Raw genomic sequence first — 17,049 nt, 5'->3', positions numbered from 1 at the left:
CTACGCGGAGAGCTCGGTGCGGCCCTTCGCGCGACGAGCCGAGAGGATGGCGCGGCCGGCGCGGGTGCGCATGCGAAGGCGGAAGCCGTGCTTCTTGGCGCGACGACGGTTGTTGGGCTGGTAAGTGCGCTTGCTCATGAAATCACTCCGGGAATGCTGCCACCGGGATCGATTTGACCGGAGACATAGGGATCTGCCATTCAGGCATAAGTCAACCGATTAAGGGTACGTCTTGACGGCGCGCAGAGCAAATCTGCGCGCTTCGACCTCGACCTCCGGCACGATCCGCACAGCTATTATCCACAACCCGTGGCATGCACGTATGCGCAACACGCGCGCGGATTCTCCAGGGCAGGTTGCCGTTCCCAGCCGCGGTGACTACCGTGGCATCCGAAGTTATCCACAGGGGGGACGCCTTTTTCGACGCCCCTCCGCATCCCCAGCACGGAGCGTCATGTCATCACCTGCCCAGCCCGACGTTCCGATCTGGACCACGGTGCAGGACCTGCTCGAGGCCGATGACCGGGTGACCCCGCAACTGCAGGGGTTCCTCAGCCTCGCGGTCCCCGCCGGCGTCATGTCGGCGACGCTCTATCTGGAGGTCCCCAACGACCTCACCGCAGCGCAGATCAACAAGCGTCTGCGGCTGCCGATCATGGAGGCGCTCTCTCACATCGGCCAGGAGGTGACCTCGTACCGCGTCGTGGTCAACCACGAGCTCGCCGAGCAGCCGACCGCACCCATCGCCGTCGCGGATTACGGCCGCCAGGAGCAGATCCGGGTAGAGTCGCCCATGGAGCAGCCGACGCAGCTCCGCCACGAATCGCGCCTCAACCCGAAGTACACCTTCGACAACTTCGTCATCGGGCAGTCCAACCGCTTCGCCCACGCCGCAGCGGTCGCGGTCGCAGAAGCTCCCGCCAAGGCGTACAACCCGCTCTTCATCTACGGAGACTCCGGGCTCGGCAAGACCCACCTCCTCCACGCGATCGGCGACTACGCCCAATCCCTCTATGCAGGGGTGAAGGTCAGGTACGTCTCGAGCGAGGAATTCACGAACGACTTCATCAACTCGATCGCGAACAACCGCGGTGCCGCCTTCCAGGCGCGGTACCGCGACGTCGACATCCTCCTGATCGACGACATCCAGTTCCTCCAGGGCCGTGCCGAGACTCAGGAAGCCTTCTTCCACACCTTCAACACGCTGCACGACCACAACAAACAGGTCGTGATCACGAGCGATGTGGCGCCGAAGCACCTGACCGGCTTCGAGGACCGGATGCGCAGCCGGTTCGAGTGGGGTCTGATCACCGACGTGCAGGCTCCCGACCTCGAGACCCGCATCGCGATCCTCCGCAAGAAGGCGCAGAGCGAGGCTCTCCATATTCCCGACGAGGTACTCGAGTACATCGCGACCGTCGTCTCCTCGAACATCCGCGAACTCGAGGGCGCACTGATCCGTGTCTCGGCGTTCGCGAGCCTGAACCGCTCAGCCCTCGACATCTCGCTCGCCCAGACGGTGCTCCGCGACATCATCGACACGGCCGAGGACAACATCATCTCGCCGACGGACATCATCACGGCGACCGCACAGTACTTCAAGCTGACAGTCGACGATCTGTACGGGTCGAGCCGCTCGCAGCAGATCGCGACGTCTCGACAGATCGCGATGTATCTCTGCCGGGAGCGCACGAGCCTCTCGCTGCCCAAGATCGGACAGCTGTTCGGCAATCGCGATCACACGACGGTCATGTACGCCTACAAGAAGATCAGCGAGCTCATGAAGGAGCGACGTTCGATCTACAACCAGGTGACCGAGATCACCACGCAGCTCGGTCGCCGCTGAGCGCACGACGCCTCGCAAAAGGGGGTCGCAGGGTCCGATGGGACGCTGCGACCCCCTTCTCGTGCGTCTGGGAGGCATCCGCGAGTGCGGATTGATGCCAGTTTGCACATGTGGATAACTTGTGGATGGATCGCGTTCAGGTCGGGACGAATGTGGGGGAAACGGACGAACCTGTGGATAACCGGGGGAGAGCGCTCCGACCGGCGCAGCCCGTCCACCCGCGTATTCCTCAGGGATTCCACAAGTGACAACCGTGTAGTTCCCTACTCGCGTCTGCTTTCCACCGAGTTATCCACAGTATCCACAGGTGTTAACACCGTTAAGGAGTTAATTCAATTCAGGGGCGATCCGATCACCAGACGGTGGGGAAAGCCCGACAGGCCCGAGCTTCGCCCCGGCCCTAGGGATCCGACCTGCTGTGGGGCTAGCATGGGAAGCCCTGCACCGGCAGGACCGATGACGACACGTCTCAGAACGACGACAAGGGAGCACCCGTGAGGTTTCAGGTCAACCGCGATGTCTTCAGCGAGGCTGTCTCGTTCGTCGTCAAGCTGCTTCCCCAGCGCAATCCTCAGCCGATCCTCGCCGGAGTCCTGATCGAAGCCGACGGCTCCGGCCTCACGCTCTCGGCCTTCGACTACGAGGCCTCGGCGCGTACGACGATCGAAGCGACTGTCGACACCCCGGGCACGATCCTGGTGCACGGTCGCCTCCTCTCCGACATCGCCAGCCGACTTCCCAACGCTCCGATCGAGATCGCCGTCGAGGACGACGGCAGCATCACGGTCAGCTGCGGTTCCGCTCGATTCACACTCGCGGCCATGCCGGTAGAGGAATATCCCTCGATTCCCGAGGTCTCCGGATCCTCCGGTGTCGTTCCGGCAGACGACTTCGGCACCGCGATCGCGCAGGTCGGCTTCGCGGCATCGCGCGACGATGTCACCCCGGTGCTCACCGGTGTGCAGCTCGAGGTCTCCGGCCACACGCTGAGCCTGGTCGCAACCGACCGCTACCGTGTCTCTCTGCGTGACGTCCCGTGGGACGGCGAAGCCGTAGAGGCGACCGCACTCGTCCCCGCTCGCACGCTCCTCGAGGTCGGAAAGACGTTCGGTCACGCCGGCACGATCCAGATCGCGTTCTCCGGAGCCGGCGACCGCGAGATCATCGCGTTCACGGCAGGCAACAAGACAGTCACATCGCTGCTGATCAAGGGCAACTTCCCGCCGGTCCGCCGTCTTTTCCCCGAGCAGACCGAGCACTACGCGGTCGTCAACACCGCAGATCTCGTCGAGGCCGTGCGCCGTGTGTCGCTGGTTCTCGACCGTGCAGCCCCGCTGCGTTTCACGTTCTCGAGCGATGGCGTCACGATGGACGCATCAGGCAGCGAGCACGCGCGGGCCTCCGAGTCGGTCGATGCGATCCTCTCCGGTGGAGACGACGTCACCCTCGGGCTCAATCCGCAGTACCTGATCGAGGCCCTGGGCGCCGTGAAGAGCGAGTTCGTGCGCGTCACGTTCACCTCGAGCGACAACGCGAACAAGCTCAGCCCGGTGCTGATCACGAGCCAGACCTCTGTCGATCAGGCAGGTCTCGACTCTTTCAAGTACCTGCTGCAGCCCAACCTCCTGCTGCGCTGAGTCATCCGCGTCCGGCCGTTACCTGCCGGAAATAGCGACGCTCAGAACGCGAAACACCAGACTGCGAGAGTCAGCCGTACCCCAGAGCACGGCTGCTCCGCATAGCCGTGCGGCCGCGCTCGTCTCTCCAGACGAAAGACGTTCCGCATGCCCGAGAATCCCCCTGCCCGCTCTCGCCGAGCGCGGGTGCTCACCGCTGGTGCCGCTCTTGCGGCCTCGACCCTCCTCGTGTTCGGTGTGGCATCGCCCGCCTCCGCCGTCGTCGTTCCGGTCGCCTACGACACTGTTGCACTGACGGCTGCTCCGACCTCAGTGTCCGTCGGCGACACCGTCACGGTCACCGCGGTCTTCACCGGACTGGTCGATGCCTATGCCTACGAGCTCGACATCGCTTACGACCCGGATCTGCTCGCTTTCGTCGCCGACAGCCAGATCCTGCCCTCGGGCGGATTCGGATCGGCCGCCGACACCGGGGCGCAGATCGCGGTCGCCGCCACGCGTCTCGGCACCTCGCCCGGCCTCGCCGGAACACAGACTCTCGTGACCCTCCGCTTCACCGCGCTCGAGCCGGGAGATGCCTCGCTCGCGATCGCATCCGGGCGCATCGTGGATTCGAACGCCCAGCCGACCACGGTCGATCCCAACGCCGCCGGCACGTCGGCGATCGTCGAGATCTCGGGCGAAGACGGGTCGGAACCCGGTTCTGGTGACGACGGTTCCGCCGGGGCCGACCCCGGAACCGGCGGAGGATCGGGGTCGGGCTCCACCTCCGACGGCTCGCTCGCCGTCACGGGCGCCGACGCCGCTCCGTGGCTGATCCTCGGAGCAGGGGCGATCGCCGCCATCGCCGCGGGCACGGTCATCGCAGTGCGACGGAGGACTCGATGATCGCGCGCGACATCCGAGCACAGCTGCCGAACAACAGGAGAGACAAGACCGTGAAGAAGACCACACTCCGGATCGTCGCTGCCGTCTCGGTCGCAGGTACTGTGATCGTCACGGGAAGCCTGGCGAGCGGGTCCGCGATCGCGGCGCCGATTCCGGCGTCCGTCAGTCTGCCGCCGTACTACAGCGACCTCGACGTCACGGACGATGCGATGGTGACGACCGCGGATCTGACGATCGCCGCCGATGCACTGGGACTCACGAGCGCTTCTCCGGACTGGTCGCGCGTGTCGATCCTCGACACCGACGCCGACGGAGAGCTCACGATCCTCGATCTCGCCGACCTGTCGAAGCGGATCATCTACGACGACGGTCCTTTCGAACTCGTCGAAGCCTCGGTGATCGACATGCAGGCGGCTATGAATGCCGGGGTCGCGACCTCGCAGAGCATCACCCAGGAGTACCTCGACCGGATCGCGGCCTACGACCGGGCTGTCGTTCCCGGCGGGAGTCGCGCTCTCAACTCGATCATCACGGTGAATCAGCAGGCGCTCGCCAGTGCAGCGGCAGCTGACGGGATCCGAGCGTCCGAGGGGATGACGAGCATGCTCCTGGGCGTGCCGATCGCGCTGAAGGACAACTACGGCACGGTCGATATGGTGACCACCGGCGGATGCGCCTGCTGGAATGAGAACCAGACGGCCACCGACGCCTCGATGGTGACCGGCCTGCGCAGCGACGGTGCGGTGATCCTCGCGAAGGCCAGCCTCGACGAGTTCGCGTACGGATTCGTCTCCGAGTTCTCGTCGTTCCAGGATCCGGGTGCGACGTCCCTCGTGGCGAGTCCGTACGACACCACGAAGACGGCCGGCGGCTCGAGCGGCGGCACGGGGGCTGCCATCTCGGCGAACCTCGCCGCGATCGGCTTCGGCACCGACACCGGTGGCTCCATCCGCGTCCCGTCGTCGTACAACCAGCTCGTGGGCGTCCGCCCCACGGTGGGGCTGGCCAGCCGCGACGGCATCATCCCGCTGGCCCTCTCACAGGACACCGGCGGACCGATGGCCCGATCGGTCATCGACGCGGCCGTCGCGCTCGACGCGGTGGTCGGAGTCGACGAGGCCGACCCCGTCACCTCGCGTCAGCAGGGTCTGGTTCCCGAGTCGTACACCTCGTTCCTCGACCCGGATGCGCTCCAGGGAGCACGCATCGGCTACATCACGTCGATGGTCGGCACCAACACCGGCACCGTGCGACTCTTCTCCGAGGCGACCGCGGCGCTGACCGCCCAGGGGGCGACCGTGGTGACCGTGACACCTCCGGCGGAGTTCGCCGCAGTGCTGAACGAGGGATCCGGATCGACGAATGAGTTCCTGCACGACCTCGACGAGTACATCGCCACCCACCTCGGGCCCGCGGTGGAGGCGCGGACGCTGACCGACATCCTCGCGACCAACAGCTTCGTGACCTCGCGGCGATCGATCTATGAGGCACGCAACGCCGTCACCGATGCGACGTACGAGGCATGGGCGGGCGAGACCGGCTCGCACACCGTGCAGATCGCAGCGGGCAAGACCCTTGTGACGCAGATGATGGAGGATCTCGACCTCGACGCGATCATCTACCCGAGCACGAACGCATACGGAACCCAGGGCACCAACATGAGGTTGAGCCCGAACACCGGAATGCCGTCCGTCACCGTTCCGATGGGTCAGACGATCGCGGGCGAGAGCGTTCCCGGCAGCGGCGTGAACCTGGAGTTCCTCGGACGCGACTTCGACGAGGGCACGCTGCTGGGTCTGGCCTACGCATTCGAGCAGACGACGGATGCTCGCACCTCGCCGTCGCTCTACGGACCGCTTCCGTGATCCTCGGCCGGCGACTGTTCGACGAACTCGGGCAGTCGCCGGCCGCCCGGCTCGGGCGGAGGGAGATGTCAGACCCCGAAGGTAGGCTGACAGCGTGATTGTGGAACACCTGAGCCTGGTCGATTTCCGCAATTACGCGACCGCTGATCTCGCCCTGCACAAGGGCCCCAACGTCCTCGTCGGTCGAAACGGTCAGGGAAAGACGAATCTCGCCGAGGCCGTCGTCTTCCTGGCGACACTGGGTTCGCATCGGGTCTCCTCCGATGCGCCGATGGTCCGCGAGGGACAGGATTTCGCGATCATCCGCGCCCGTCTGTCACATGGCGAACGTCGAGTGCTCGTCGAGGTGCAGCTCAACAAGCAGGGGTCGAACAAGGCCCGCATCAACGGCTCGCCGTCGAAGACCAACGAACTCCCCCGCTACGCGCACGTGGTCCTCTTCGCTCCGGAGGATCTGCAGATCGTCCGCGGCGACCCGTCGGCGCGACGGCGCTTCGTCGACCAGCTGCTCATCCAGCGCACCCCGCGCATGTCATCGGTGCTCGCGGACTACGACAGAGTGCTCAAGCAGCGCAACGCCCTGCTCAAGTCGGCGCGTGCGCGCGGCATCAAGGGCGAGGGACTCAGCACGCTCGACGTGTGGGACGACAAGCTGGTGTCGCTCGGGGCCGAGATCATCACCGCCCGTCAGCGACTCGCGACCGATCTGCAGCAGCCGGTGGCCGAGGCCTATGCGGCGATCGCCGGCGAAGACCACCGTCCCCAGCTCGACTGGGCGCTATCGGTGCGCGGTGCGGATCCCGAAGAGGGCGTGGATGCGCCTGCCGAGACTTCAGGCGACATCGCCGAGATGTTCCACGCCGCACTGCTCGCGAAGCGGTCGAACGAACTCGACCGCGGCCTCACTCTCACCGGTCCGCATCGTGACGACCTGGTGCTGCGGGTTCGCGGTCTTCCGGTCAAGGGATACGCCTCCCACGGGGAATCCTGGTCGGTGGCGCTCGCCCTGCGCCTCGCCTCTGCGGAGCTGCTGCGCAGCGAATCCCCGGCCGGCGACCCTGTGCTGATCCTCGACGACGTGTTCGCCGAGCTCGACTCCGACCGCCGTCAGCGCCTCGCGGCACTGACGGCGGGATACGAGCAGGTGGTGGTGACCGCGGCGGTGGAGGAGGATATCCCCGAGGTGCTCCACGCCCACGTGGTGCGGATCTCGGCGGGAACCATCAGCGACGAGAGGGAGGTGGCGGATGACTGACATCGCAGCCGTTCCGGCACCCGAGACTCCCGAGACCGTCGCCACGTACCTGCGCCTTCGAGGCCTCGCGCCGAGTTCGAAGTCGTGGAAGCGCAAGCGGCGCATCGTCACGGACGACGACAACGCTCCGTTCACGCCTGGGCGCGATCCCGGAGCCCTCGGCGCAGTGCTCGACAAGCTCAGTCGGGACTCGGGATGGCAGAAGACCCTCGCCCGTGAAGACCTGGTGCGTCAGTGGGCGGATCTCGCCGGTTCCGACACCGCGAAGCACTCCGAACCGGTCTCCCTCGAGCGCGGAGTGCTCACCGTGAAGTGCGACTCGACGGCCTGGGCGAAGAACCTCCAGTACATGCGCGGGACGATCCTCACCGAGATCGGTCGGCGCTATCCCGATGCGGGTGTCGAGAACCTCCGCTTCATCGGACCCGACGTACCCTCGTGGAAATGGGGTCCCAGAGTCGTTCCAGGACGGGGCCCGCGCGATACCTACGGGTAGGACACCACGGATGGGGTCCGACACGCTCAGAGGGCCACAGGTGGCCGCTGAGCCGCATCTCGACACGAAAAGCCGCTAGACTGGGAGTTCGTGATATCGATGTGGAGAATGCCCTCTGATGACGCCTGAATCCCCTGCTGACGAGACGGAATCCACCACCGGGGAGACCCCCGCCACCGAGAACAAGATCTCACCCAAGGTGAAGCAGCCCGGTGAGTACGGTGCCGACTCCATCCAGATCCTCGAGGGTCTCGAAGCCGTCCGCAAGCGCCCGGGTATGTACATCGGATCCACGGGTCCGCGTGGTCTGCACCACCTCGTCTACGAGATCGTCGACAACTCGGTCGACGAGGCACTCGCGGGGTACGCCGACACGATCTTCGTGACGCTGCTCGAAGACGGCGGCGTCCGCGTGATCGACAACGGCCGCGGCATCCCCGTCGACCCGCACTCCTCCGACCCCACGAAGTCGACCGTCGAGGTCGTGCTGACGATTCTGCACGCCGGTGGGAAGTTCGGCGGCGGCGCCTACGCCGTCTCCGGTGGTCTGCACGGTGTCGGCTCCTCGGTCGTGAACGCCCTGTCGACCCGGTTCGACGTCGAGGTCAAGCAGAAGGGCTTCGTCTGGCGGCACAGCTTCGCCGACGGCGGCGCGCCCCAGCAGCAGCTGGAGAAGGGCGAGCCCACCGACGAGACCGGAACGGCGATCACCTTCTGGCCGGATGCCGAGATCTTCACCGAGACGACGGACTTCGACTACGACACTCTCCGCACGCGCTTCCAGCAGATGGCGTTCCTCAACAAGGGACTCCGCATCGAGCTGTCCGACGAGCGCCCTGCCTCGGCCTACGAGGTCGAGGTCGACGGTCAGGCGACTCTCACGCAGCCGAACGACGTGTTCTTCTATGAGCGCGGCCTCGTCGACTACGTCGAGTACCTCAACAAGGTGCGTCACGCCGAGGTCGTCAACGACGAGATCATCGCCTTCGAGTCCGAGGACACCGAGCGCAAGATCTCGCTCGAGGTCGCGATGCAGTGGACGACCTCGTACACCGAGAACGTCTTCACATACGCGAACACCATCAACACGCACGAGGGCGGCACGCACGAAGAGGGCTTCCGTGCCGCACTCACCACACTGGTGAACAAGTACGCGCGAGCGAACAACCTTCTCAAGGAGAAGGACGACAACCTGTCGGGCGACGACGTGCGCGAGGGACTCACGGCAGTCATCTCGATCAAGCTCGGCGAGCCCCAGTTCGAGGGTCAGACCAAGACCAAGCTGGGCAACACCGAAGCGAAGGCCTTCGTGCAGAAGGTCGTCGGCGATCAGCTCGGCGACTGGTTCGGTCGCAACCCGATCCAGGCCAAGAACGTGATCCGCAAGGCCATCGACGCGGCGACCGCCCGTCTCGCGGCCCGCAAGGCGCGTGAGACCGCTCGTCGCAAGAGCGTCTTCGAGTCGGCGGCGATGCCCGACAAGCTCAAGGACTGCACCAGCAAGGACCCCTCGATCAGCGAGATCTTCCTCGTCGAGGGTGACTCGGCCGGCGGCTCCGCGGTGCAGGGCCGCGACCCGCACACGCAGGCGATCCTGGCGCTCCGAGGCAAGATCCTCAACGTCGAGCGCGCCCGCCTCGACAAGGCCCTGGGCAACAAAGAGGTCCAGGCGATGATCCAGGCCTTCGGCACGGGCATCGGCGAAGAGTTCGACATCGAGAAGGCGCGCTATCACAAGATCGTGCTGATGGCCGATGCCGACGTCGACGGCCAGCACATCACCACGCTGCTGCTGACGCTGCTGTTCCGCTACATGCGCGGCCTCATCGAGGCCGGTTTCGTCTACCTCGCGATGCCGCCGCTGTACCGCCTCAAGTGGACCAACCAGCCGCACGAGTACGTGTTCAGCGACGCCGAGCGCGATGCGCTGCTCAAGCACGGACTCGAGAACGGCAAGCGGATCCCGAAGGACGCCGGCATCCAGCGCTACAAGGGTCTCGGCGAGATGAACGCCAAGGAGCTGTGGGAGACCACGATGGACCACACCACGCGGACGCTCCGCCAGGTGACCATCGAGGATGCCGCCGCCGCGGACGAGATCTTCAGCGTGCTGATGGGTGAGGACGTCGAGTCGCGACGCAGCTTCATCCAGCGCAACGCCAAGGACGTCCGCTTCCTCGACATCTGACGCGTCCCCCGCGCCTGCATTCGTTCGACAACGACCGGAATCGACAACACACATGACTGACGAAGTACGCCCCGAGCCTGCACACGACCACGGCAAGATCGATCAGGTCGACCTGCAGTCGGAGATGCAGCGCAGCTACCTCGATTACGCGATGGCCGTCATCGTCGGCCGCGCGCTGCCCGACGTGCGCGACGGGCTCAAGCCCGTGCACCGCCGCGTGATCTACGGCATGTACGACGGCGGATTCCGCCCCGACAAGTCGTTCTCGAAGTGCGCCCGCGTCGTCGGCGAGGTCATGGGTCAGTATCACCCGCACGGTGACTCGGCGATCTACGACGCCCTGGTCCGCCTGGTGCAGCCGTGGTCGCTGCGCTACCCGCTGGCCCTCGGCCAGGGCAACTTCGGCTCGCCCGGCAACATGGGCGCCGCGGCTCCCCGATACACCGAGACCAAGATGGCCCCGCTCGCGCTCGAGATGGTGCGCGACATCGAAGAGGACACGGTCGACTTCACCGACAACTACGACGGTCAGACTCAGGAGCCGACGGTCTTGCCGGCGCGTTTCCCGAACCTGCTCGTCAACGGATCGGTCGGCATCGCGGTCGGTATGGCGACGAACATCCCCCCGCACAACCTGCGTGAGGTATCCGCCGCTGCACTGTGGGCTCTCGACAACCCCGGTCTCCCCCGCGAGGAGCTGCTCGAGGGACTGATCCAGCGCATTCCCGGTCCTGACTTCCCGACCGGTGCGCAGATCCTCGGCACCAAGGGTGTGCAGGAGGCGTACCGCACCGGACGCGGATCGATCACGATGCGCGCGGTCGTCAACGTCGAGGAGATCCAGGGCCGCACGTGCCTCGTGATCACCGAGCTGCCGTACCAGGTGAATCCCGACAACGTCGCGGTGAAGATCGGCGACCTCGCCCGTGACGGCAAGATCACCGGCATCGCCGACATCCGCGACGAGTCGTCCGACCGCACAGGTCAGCGGCTCGTGGTCGTGCTCAAGCGCGATGCGGTCGCGAAGGTCGTGCTGAACAACCTGTACAAGCACACGCAGCTGCAGGAGAACTTCGGCGCGAACATGCTCGCGATCGTCGACGGCGTGCCGCGCACGCTCGCGATCGACGGCTTCGTGACCCACTGGATCACTCACCAGCTCGAGGTGATCGTCCGTCGTACGCGCTTCCGCCTCGCCAAGGCAGAGGCGCGCATGCACATCCTGCGCGCCTACCTCAAGGCGCTCGACGCGCTCGACGAGGTCATCGCTCTCATCCGTCGATCGCAGACCACGCAGGACGCGAACGAGGGACTGCAGAAGCTCCTCGACATCGACGACATCCAGGCCCAGGCCATCCTCGACATGCAGCTGCGCCGACTGGCCGCGCTCGAGCGTCAGAAGATCCTCGACGAGGCCGCGGAGCTCGAGCGGCTCATCGGCGAGTACCAGGCGATCCTCGCCGACGAGTCGCTGCAGCGCGACATCATCCGTGACGAGCTCACCGGCATCGTCGATCGCTTCGGTGACGACCGTCGCACGCACATCCTGCACGGATTCGACGGCGACGTCTCGATGGAAGACCTGATCGCCGAAGAGGAGATGGTCGTCACCATCACGCGCGCCGGTTACATCAAGCGCACGCGGAGCGACAACTACCGGTCGCAGCACCGCGGCGGCAAGGGCATCAAGGGCGCGCAGCTGCGGGCCGATGACATCGTCGAGCACTTCTTCGTGACGACGACGCACCACTGGCTGCTGTTCTTCACCGACAAGGGTCGCGTCTACCGCTCGAAGACCTATGAGGTCCCCGAGGCCGGCCGAGACGCTAAGGGCACGCACGTCGCGAACCTCCTCGCTCTGCAGCCCGACGAGAACATCGCGCAGGTGCTCGACATCCGCGATTACGCGGTCGCCGACTACCTCGTGCTCGCGACCCGCGACGGACTCGTAAAGAAGACGCGTCTGGACACCTACGACACCAACCGTCAGGGCGGCGTCATCGCGATCCGCCTGAACGACGAGGACGAACTGGTCTCGGCGCTCATGGTCAACGCCGAGGACGACATCCTCCTCATCAGCCGCCGGGGCATGTCGGTCAGGTTCAGCGCGACCGACGATGCGCTGCGCCCGATGGGACGCGCGACCGCCGGAGTGAAGGGCATGAAGTTCCGGGAGGGCGACAGCCTGCTGTCGGCATCCGTCGCGGCTCCTGGTCAGTTCGTGTTCGTCGTGACGGACGGCGGCTACGCGAAGCGCACGGCCGTCGAGGAATATCGCGTCCAGGGACGCGGTGGTTTCGGCATCAAGGTGGCCAAGCTCCACGACGATCGGGGCACTCTCGCGGGTGGTCTGATGGTCTCGGCCGACGACGAGGTCCTTGTGGTTCTGTCCAGCGGCAAGGTGGTACGCTCTGCCGTGGCCGAGGTGCCCGCCAAGGGCCGCGACACCATGGGAGTGGTGTTCGCACGGACGACGGAAGCCGACCGGATCCTCGCCATCGCCCGCAACGGTGAGCGGGGCCTCACCGACGAAGACGACTCGGATGAGGCTGAGGTGGACTCCGAGACCACCGCCCCCGAGACGAACGAGAACCCTGAGGAAGCAGACGCATGAGCACAGTAGCCGACAAGCTGGCGAAGAAGTCCACGCGCAAGACCGGCGGCAAGCAGGTTCGCCTGCGCCTCGTCTACGTCGACTTCTGGTCGGCCGTGAAGCTCTCGTTCCTGGGTGCCGTCGCGCTCGCGATCGTGACGATGGTGTCGTTCTTCCTGATCTACCTCGTGCTGCAGGCGACCGGGATCCTGACGCAGGCCGACGAGTTCATCGGCACGATCACCGACAACTCGGTGCGCATCTCCGAGGTGGCGGGGCTCCCGCAGGTGATGGCCTTCGCGGCTGTCGTCTCGATCCTGAACCTCATCGTGTTCACCGTGCTCGGCGCGGTAATCGCCGGCATCTACAACGTCGCCGTGAAGGTGACCGGCGGACTGCTCGTCGGGTTCATGTCGAACTGATCGACCGGATTCGAAGAGGGGCGGATGCGAATCGCATCCGCCCCTCTTCCGTCTATACGACGCCTGTCGTACCGAGCAGTGTTCCGATCAGCCAGGTCGCGAACAGCGCCAGCCCGCCGCCGATGACGAGTCGGACGGCCGCGCGTACGGGCGGCGATCCGCCGATCTTCGCAGCCACTGTGCCGGTGACGGCCAGCGCGAACAACACGACGACGAACGTGACCGGCACCCGCCACGCCGGCGGCGGGAGCAGGATGGCCAGCAGCGGGAGCAGAGCGCCGAGGGTGAAGGCGACCGCAGACGAGAGCGCCGCATGCCACGGGTTCACGAGGTCGTCCTGGTCGATGCCGAGCTCGACCTCGAGGTGCGCCGCGAGGGCGTCGTGCGCGGTGAGCTCCTCGGCGACCGTGCGCGCGGTCTCCTCGCTGAGTCCGCGTTCGCGGTAGAGGGTGGTGAGCTCGGCGAGCTCCGTCTCGGGCATGGTGCGCAGCTCCTCGCGCTCCTTCGAGATCAACGCCCGCTCGCTGTCCCGCTGGCTGCTCACCGAGACGTACTCACCGAGCGCCATGGATATGGCCCCGCCGACGAGGCCCGCGAGGCCTGCCGTGAGCAGGGCGGCGTTGTCGGTCGTGGCGCCGGCGACGCCCACGACCAGCGACGCGACCGAGACGATGCCGTCGTTCGCGCCCAGCACTCCGGCGCGCAGCCAGTTCAGGCGCTGTCCGAGTCCGGCCCCGTGCGGTTCGCCCTCGTGTGCACTCATGAGCTCAGTGAATCAGATCGGTCGGCATCCGCGCGCCCCCTCTGGTATCGCGGCCGCACCGCGTTCGGGAAAACCCGAAGCCGGGTCTCCGGTTGGCTCGGTGTCGGCGCGATCGGGGCCGCCGTACCTTTGAACCATGACGACACAGACTGCCACGCCACCACCGGCGACGGCCTCGAAGCCGCCGCTGCGCATCTTCCTCTCGATCCTGCATCTGGCGGGCATCGGGGTCATCGGCGGCTTCATCTTCGCGACTCTCTCCGGACTCCTCGGCACAGGCCTCGGGCTGCTCTTCGCCGCCGGCGTCGGCGTCGTGCTCCTCGTCGGATTGGTCTACGCCCTCTTCGGCGTCGGCTGGTTCGAGGTCGCACGCGTCGGTGCGCTCTACAAGACGCCGATCGCCCCGCTGCGCTGGCGGCCTCGTGATCGTCCGGGCTTCGCCGGGTGGCTGCGCTCACTCGGACGCCAAGCCATCGACGGCCGCATGTGGCGGGCGCTGGCGAACTTCGCGATCACTGCGGTGCTGGGCTGGATCGTACTGCGTCTCGCCTGGGGCGTCGTCCGGTCGATCGTGATCTGCTTCGCTCCCCTCGCGGGAACGGACGCCGTGATGGGCCCCTTCGGCGGCGGCGGGATCGACGCCGCGTGGGCGCCGCTCATCGGCATCCTCGGCATCGCCGCATCTCTCGGCGGCATGATCGGTCTCGCTCTCCTGCACCGGGTGCTCTCACTGTCCATCGTGATCCGCAGCCGCGAGGCTGAGCTCACGGAGCGCGTGCGCACCAGTACCGCACAGCGGGAGGGGGCGGTGCGTGCCGCCGACGTGGAGCGCACCCGCATCGAACGCGACCTGCACGACGGCGTCCAGCCGAGGCTCGTCTCGGTCGGCATGACGCTGGGCCTCGCCCAGCAGAAGATCGACAACGACCCGGATGCCGCGAAAGAACTCATCGCCGAGGCGCACACCTCGACCAAAGCAGCGATCACCGAGCTGCGACAGCTCGCCCGCGGCATCCACGCCTCCGTGCTCGACGACCGTGGCCTCGACGCGGCACTGTCTGCGCTGGCGGGTCGGTCGCACATCCCCGTGAACCTCGACGTGCGGATGGACGGACGCTGCAGCCGTGAGGCAGAGGCGGCGGTCTACTTCTCGATCGCCGAGTCGCTCACCAACGCTGCGAAGCACTCTCGTGCCAGTGAGGCCAGGGTGACCGTGCGACTGCGTGACGGCGGGGTGCTGTGGGCCCGCGTCGAAGACAACGGAATGGGCGGCGCTCAGGTGCAGCCCGGTGGTGGTCTCGACGGCATCGCGAACCGCATCCTCGCCGCCGGCGGAACCTTCCGCCTCGAGAGCCCTGTGGGCGGACCGACCAGTCTGGAGGTGAACGTGCCATGCGCATCCTGATCTGCGAGGACTCGGTCCTGCTGCGCGAGGGACTCGTGCGACTGCTCGAGGATGCCGGCCACACCGTGGTCGCAGCCCTCCCCGACATCGAGGGCCTGGTCGAGGCGGTCGCCGATACCGACCCCGAGCTCTGCATCCTCGATGTGCGGCTCCCACCGACGTTCACCGACGAGGGGATCCGTGCCGCGCTCGGACTCCGCGCCACGAACCCCGCGCTTCCGCTGCTCGTGCTCTCGCAGTACGTCGAGGAGCGGTACGCCTCGGACCTCATCGCGGCCCAGGGCGGCCCGCTCGGCTACCTGTTGAAGGACCGGGTGGCCGATGTCTCGGAATTCCTCGGTTCCGTGCAGCGGATCTCCGAGGGCGCGACCGTGCTCGACCCGGAGGTCGTGGCGCAGCTGCTCACGCGAAGAAACAAGGACGATCGGATGCAGCGGCTCACCGAACGCGAGCGCACCGTGCTGGCGCTCATCGCCGAAGGCAAATCGAACCAGGCGATCGCCGGACTGCTCTTCCTCTCGGAGGCCAGTGTCGAGAAGCACATCACCGCGATCTTCCAGAAGCTCGGCTTCGAACAGGGCGAATCGGGCAACCGGCGCGTGCTGGCGGCGCTCGCGCACATCGAGAACACGGGCGGCACGACGCCGACCGGACAGACAGGAGTGGGACGATGACCACGAACGACGACTTCCAGGGCGGGCACACCCCGCTGACTCCCCCGCCGGCCTCCGCCCCGGAGGCGCCGGCGCCCGCACAGGGCCAGGCACCCGCAGCTTCCGGAGACGGTGACTCGGGCCGCTCGTCGGGAACGACTGCGGTGATGATCCTCACCGCGGTGGTCGGCGGCATGGCGCTGCTCGGCTCGGGGGCGACGGCTGCGGTCGCCGCGACCGGCAGTCTGGTCGCATCGTCGACCGAGGGCACGGACTCTGTGCTGTCCGAGGACGCCTCGGGGATCAAGGGCATCGACCTCGACGTGGATGCCGGCAACATGCGCATCGAGTTCGGCGACGTCGACCAGGCGGAGCTCGCTGTCACCGACAGCCGCGGCCCGGCGTGGACTCTGGAACGTGACGGCGACTCCCTTGTCGTCCGCAGCCCCGACTTCGAGTTCGGATGGTGGTTCGGAAGCTGGTTCGGCGACGACCAGTCGGCCGTCCTCACGCTCCCCGAGAGTCTGCGGGAGAGTGCGCTCGACGCCGACCTCACCCTCGACGCCGGGAGCCTCGACGTGGTCGGCGACTTCGGTGACCTCGACATCACCGTCAACGCGGGTGCGCTGGATCTCGAGGGCGCGGCGAGCAGCCTGGCCATCGACATGAGTGCCGGCCGCGCAGACGCGACGCTCGACGGCGTCGGCCGGGCCGATCTCACCGTCGCGGCGGGAGACCTCAATGTCGAGCTGACCGGCCGTGCGCCGTCGCAGACGACGATCGATGTGAGCGCCGGATCCCTCGATCTCACGGTTCCCGACGAGTCGTACTCGATCACTCAGGACGTCAGTGCGGGCTCGCTGGACGCGAAGGTCGACCAGTCCTCGGACACTCGCCGCGTGATCGACGTGTCGCTCTCCGCAGGCAGTGTGACGATCCGTCCGGGCCGATGATCGCACTCGAGGGCGGGGATCCGTGGGGGTCCCCGCCCTCGATTGGGTAATTCCGGAAATCTCCGGTAAAGTTTCGGAGGTTGAC

The 17,049-nt window shown here is 66.6% G+C and carries 13 protein-coding genes and 1 pseudogene; 12 read left to right on the top strand and 2 right to left on the bottom strand.

Annotated features, from left to right (window positions below; translation table 11 throughout):
• The gene (gene rpmH / locus ASF63_RS07615) at window positions 1-138 is read right to left on the bottom strand and encodes a 50S ribosomal protein L34 (protein WP_056310970.1); all 138 of its coding nucleotides are present in this window, start codon (window positions 136-138) and stop codon (window positions 1-3) included.
• A 433-nt stretch (window positions 139-571) separates the two neighbouring features.
• On the opposite strand from rpmH, the pseudogene dnaA reads away from it, so the two are divergent.
• From dnaA to ASF63_RS07570, 9 genes and pseudogenes are all read left to right on the top strand, one after another.
• Window positions 572-1,846, top strand: a pseudogene (gene dnaA / locus ASF63_RS07610) (chromosomal replication initiator protein DnaA); the annotation flags it as partial.
• A gap of 494 nt (window positions 1,847-2,340) precedes the next feature.
• A complete protein-coding gene (gene dnaN, locus ASF63_RS07605; RefSeq protein WP_056511585.1) occupies window positions 2,341-3,483 on the top strand; it encodes a DNA polymerase III subunit beta in 1,143 nt (380 codons plus the stop codon).
• A 147-nt stretch (window positions 3,484-3,630) separates the two neighbouring features.
• Window positions 3,631-4,371, top strand: a complete 741-nt coding sequence (locus ASF63_RS07600; RefSeq protein ID WP_082477926.1) for a cohesin domain-containing protein — start codon at window positions 3,631-3,633, stop codon at window positions 4,369-4,371.
• Window positions 4,368-6,236 (top strand): amidase family protein, encoded by a 1,869-nt coding sequence (locus ASF63_RS07595; RefSeq protein ID WP_082477925.1) that lies wholly within the window; start codon window positions 4,368-4,370, stop codon window positions 6,234-6,236. Before ASF63_RS07600 ends, ASF63_RS07595 begins: the two co-directional genes overlap by 4 nt.
• Before the next feature lie 94 nt (window positions 6,237-6,330).
• Entirely contained in the window at window positions 6,331-7,491 is a 1,161-nt protein-coding gene (gene recF, locus ASF63_RS07590) for a DNA replication/repair protein RecF (protein WP_056511578.1), read from the top strand.
• A complete protein-coding gene (locus tag ASF63_RS07585; RefSeq protein ID WP_056511574.1) occupies window positions 7,484-7,987 on the top strand; it encodes a DUF721 domain-containing protein in 504 nt (167 codons plus the stop codon). Before recF ends, ASF63_RS07585 begins: the two co-directional genes overlap by 8 nt.
• A 118-nt stretch (window positions 7,988-8,105) precedes the next feature.
• Window positions 8,106-10,175 carry a DNA topoisomerase (ATP-hydrolyzing) subunit B gene (gene gyrB / locus ASF63_RS07580; RefSeq protein WP_157534271.1) on the top strand — a complete coding sequence of 690 codons (2,070 nt, stop codon included), beginning with the start codon at window positions 8,106-8,108 and terminating at the stop codon, window positions 10,173-10,175.
• Between the two features lie 52 nt (window positions 10,176-10,227).
• Window positions 10,228-12,789 carry a DNA gyrase subunit A gene (gene gyrA / locus ASF63_RS07575; protein ID WP_056511570.1) on the top strand — a complete coding sequence of 854 codons (2,562 nt, stop codon included), beginning with the start codon at window positions 10,228-10,230 and terminating at the stop codon, window positions 12,787-12,789.
• Window positions 12,786-13,190, top strand: a complete 405-nt coding sequence (locus ASF63_RS07570; protein ID WP_056310959.1) for a DUF3566 domain-containing protein — start codon at window positions 12,786-12,788, stop codon at window positions 13,188-13,190. The genes gyrA and ASF63_RS07570 overlap by 4 nt, the downstream gene beginning before the upstream one ends.
• A 52-nt stretch (window positions 13,191-13,242) precedes the next feature.
• Here ASF63_RS07570 and ASF63_RS07565 read toward each other — a convergent pair whose 3' ends face one another.
• Complete coding sequence (locus tag ASF63_RS07565) at window positions 13,243-13,953, bottom strand: VIT family protein (protein WP_056511568.1); 711 nt, start codon at window positions 13,951-13,953, stop codon at window positions 13,243-13,245.
• Window positions 13,954-14,089: 136 nt separating this feature from the next.
• Here ASF63_RS07565 and ASF63_RS07560 point away from each other — a divergent pair, with 136 nt between their 5' ends.
• Genes ASF63_RS07560 through ASF63_RS07550 form a run of 3 tightly spaced genes read left to right on the top strand, consistent with a single transcriptional unit; the run spans window position 14,090 to window position 16,964 of the window.
• Window positions 14,090-15,358 carry a sensor histidine kinase gene (locus tag ASF63_RS07560; RefSeq protein WP_056511566.1) on the top strand — a complete coding sequence of 423 codons (1,269 nt, stop codon included), beginning with the start codon at window positions 14,090-14,092 and terminating at the stop codon, window positions 15,356-15,358.
• Complete coding sequence (locus ASF63_RS07555; RefSeq protein ID WP_056511563.1) at window positions 15,346-16,032, top strand: LuxR C-terminal-related transcriptional regulator; 687 nt, start codon at window positions 15,346-15,348, stop codon at window positions 16,030-16,032. Before ASF63_RS07560 ends, ASF63_RS07555 begins: the two co-directional genes overlap by 13 nt.
• Entirely contained in the window at window positions 16,029-16,964 is a 936-nt protein-coding gene (locus ASF63_RS07550; RefSeq protein WP_082477923.1) for a DUF4097 family beta strand repeat-containing protein, read from the top strand. Before ASF63_RS07555 ends, ASF63_RS07550 begins: the two co-directional genes overlap by 4 nt.
• The last annotated feature ends 85 nt before the right edge of the window (window positions 16,965-17,049 follow it).

It is taken from the genome of Microbacterium sp. Leaf320 (assembly GCF_001423485.1).
GTDB lineage: Bacteria > Actinomycetota > Actinomycetes > Actinomycetales > Microbacteriaceae > Microbacterium.
Note: the sequence above shows the minus strand (reverse complement) of the source record. Positions and strands in the feature narration are given on the sequence as shown.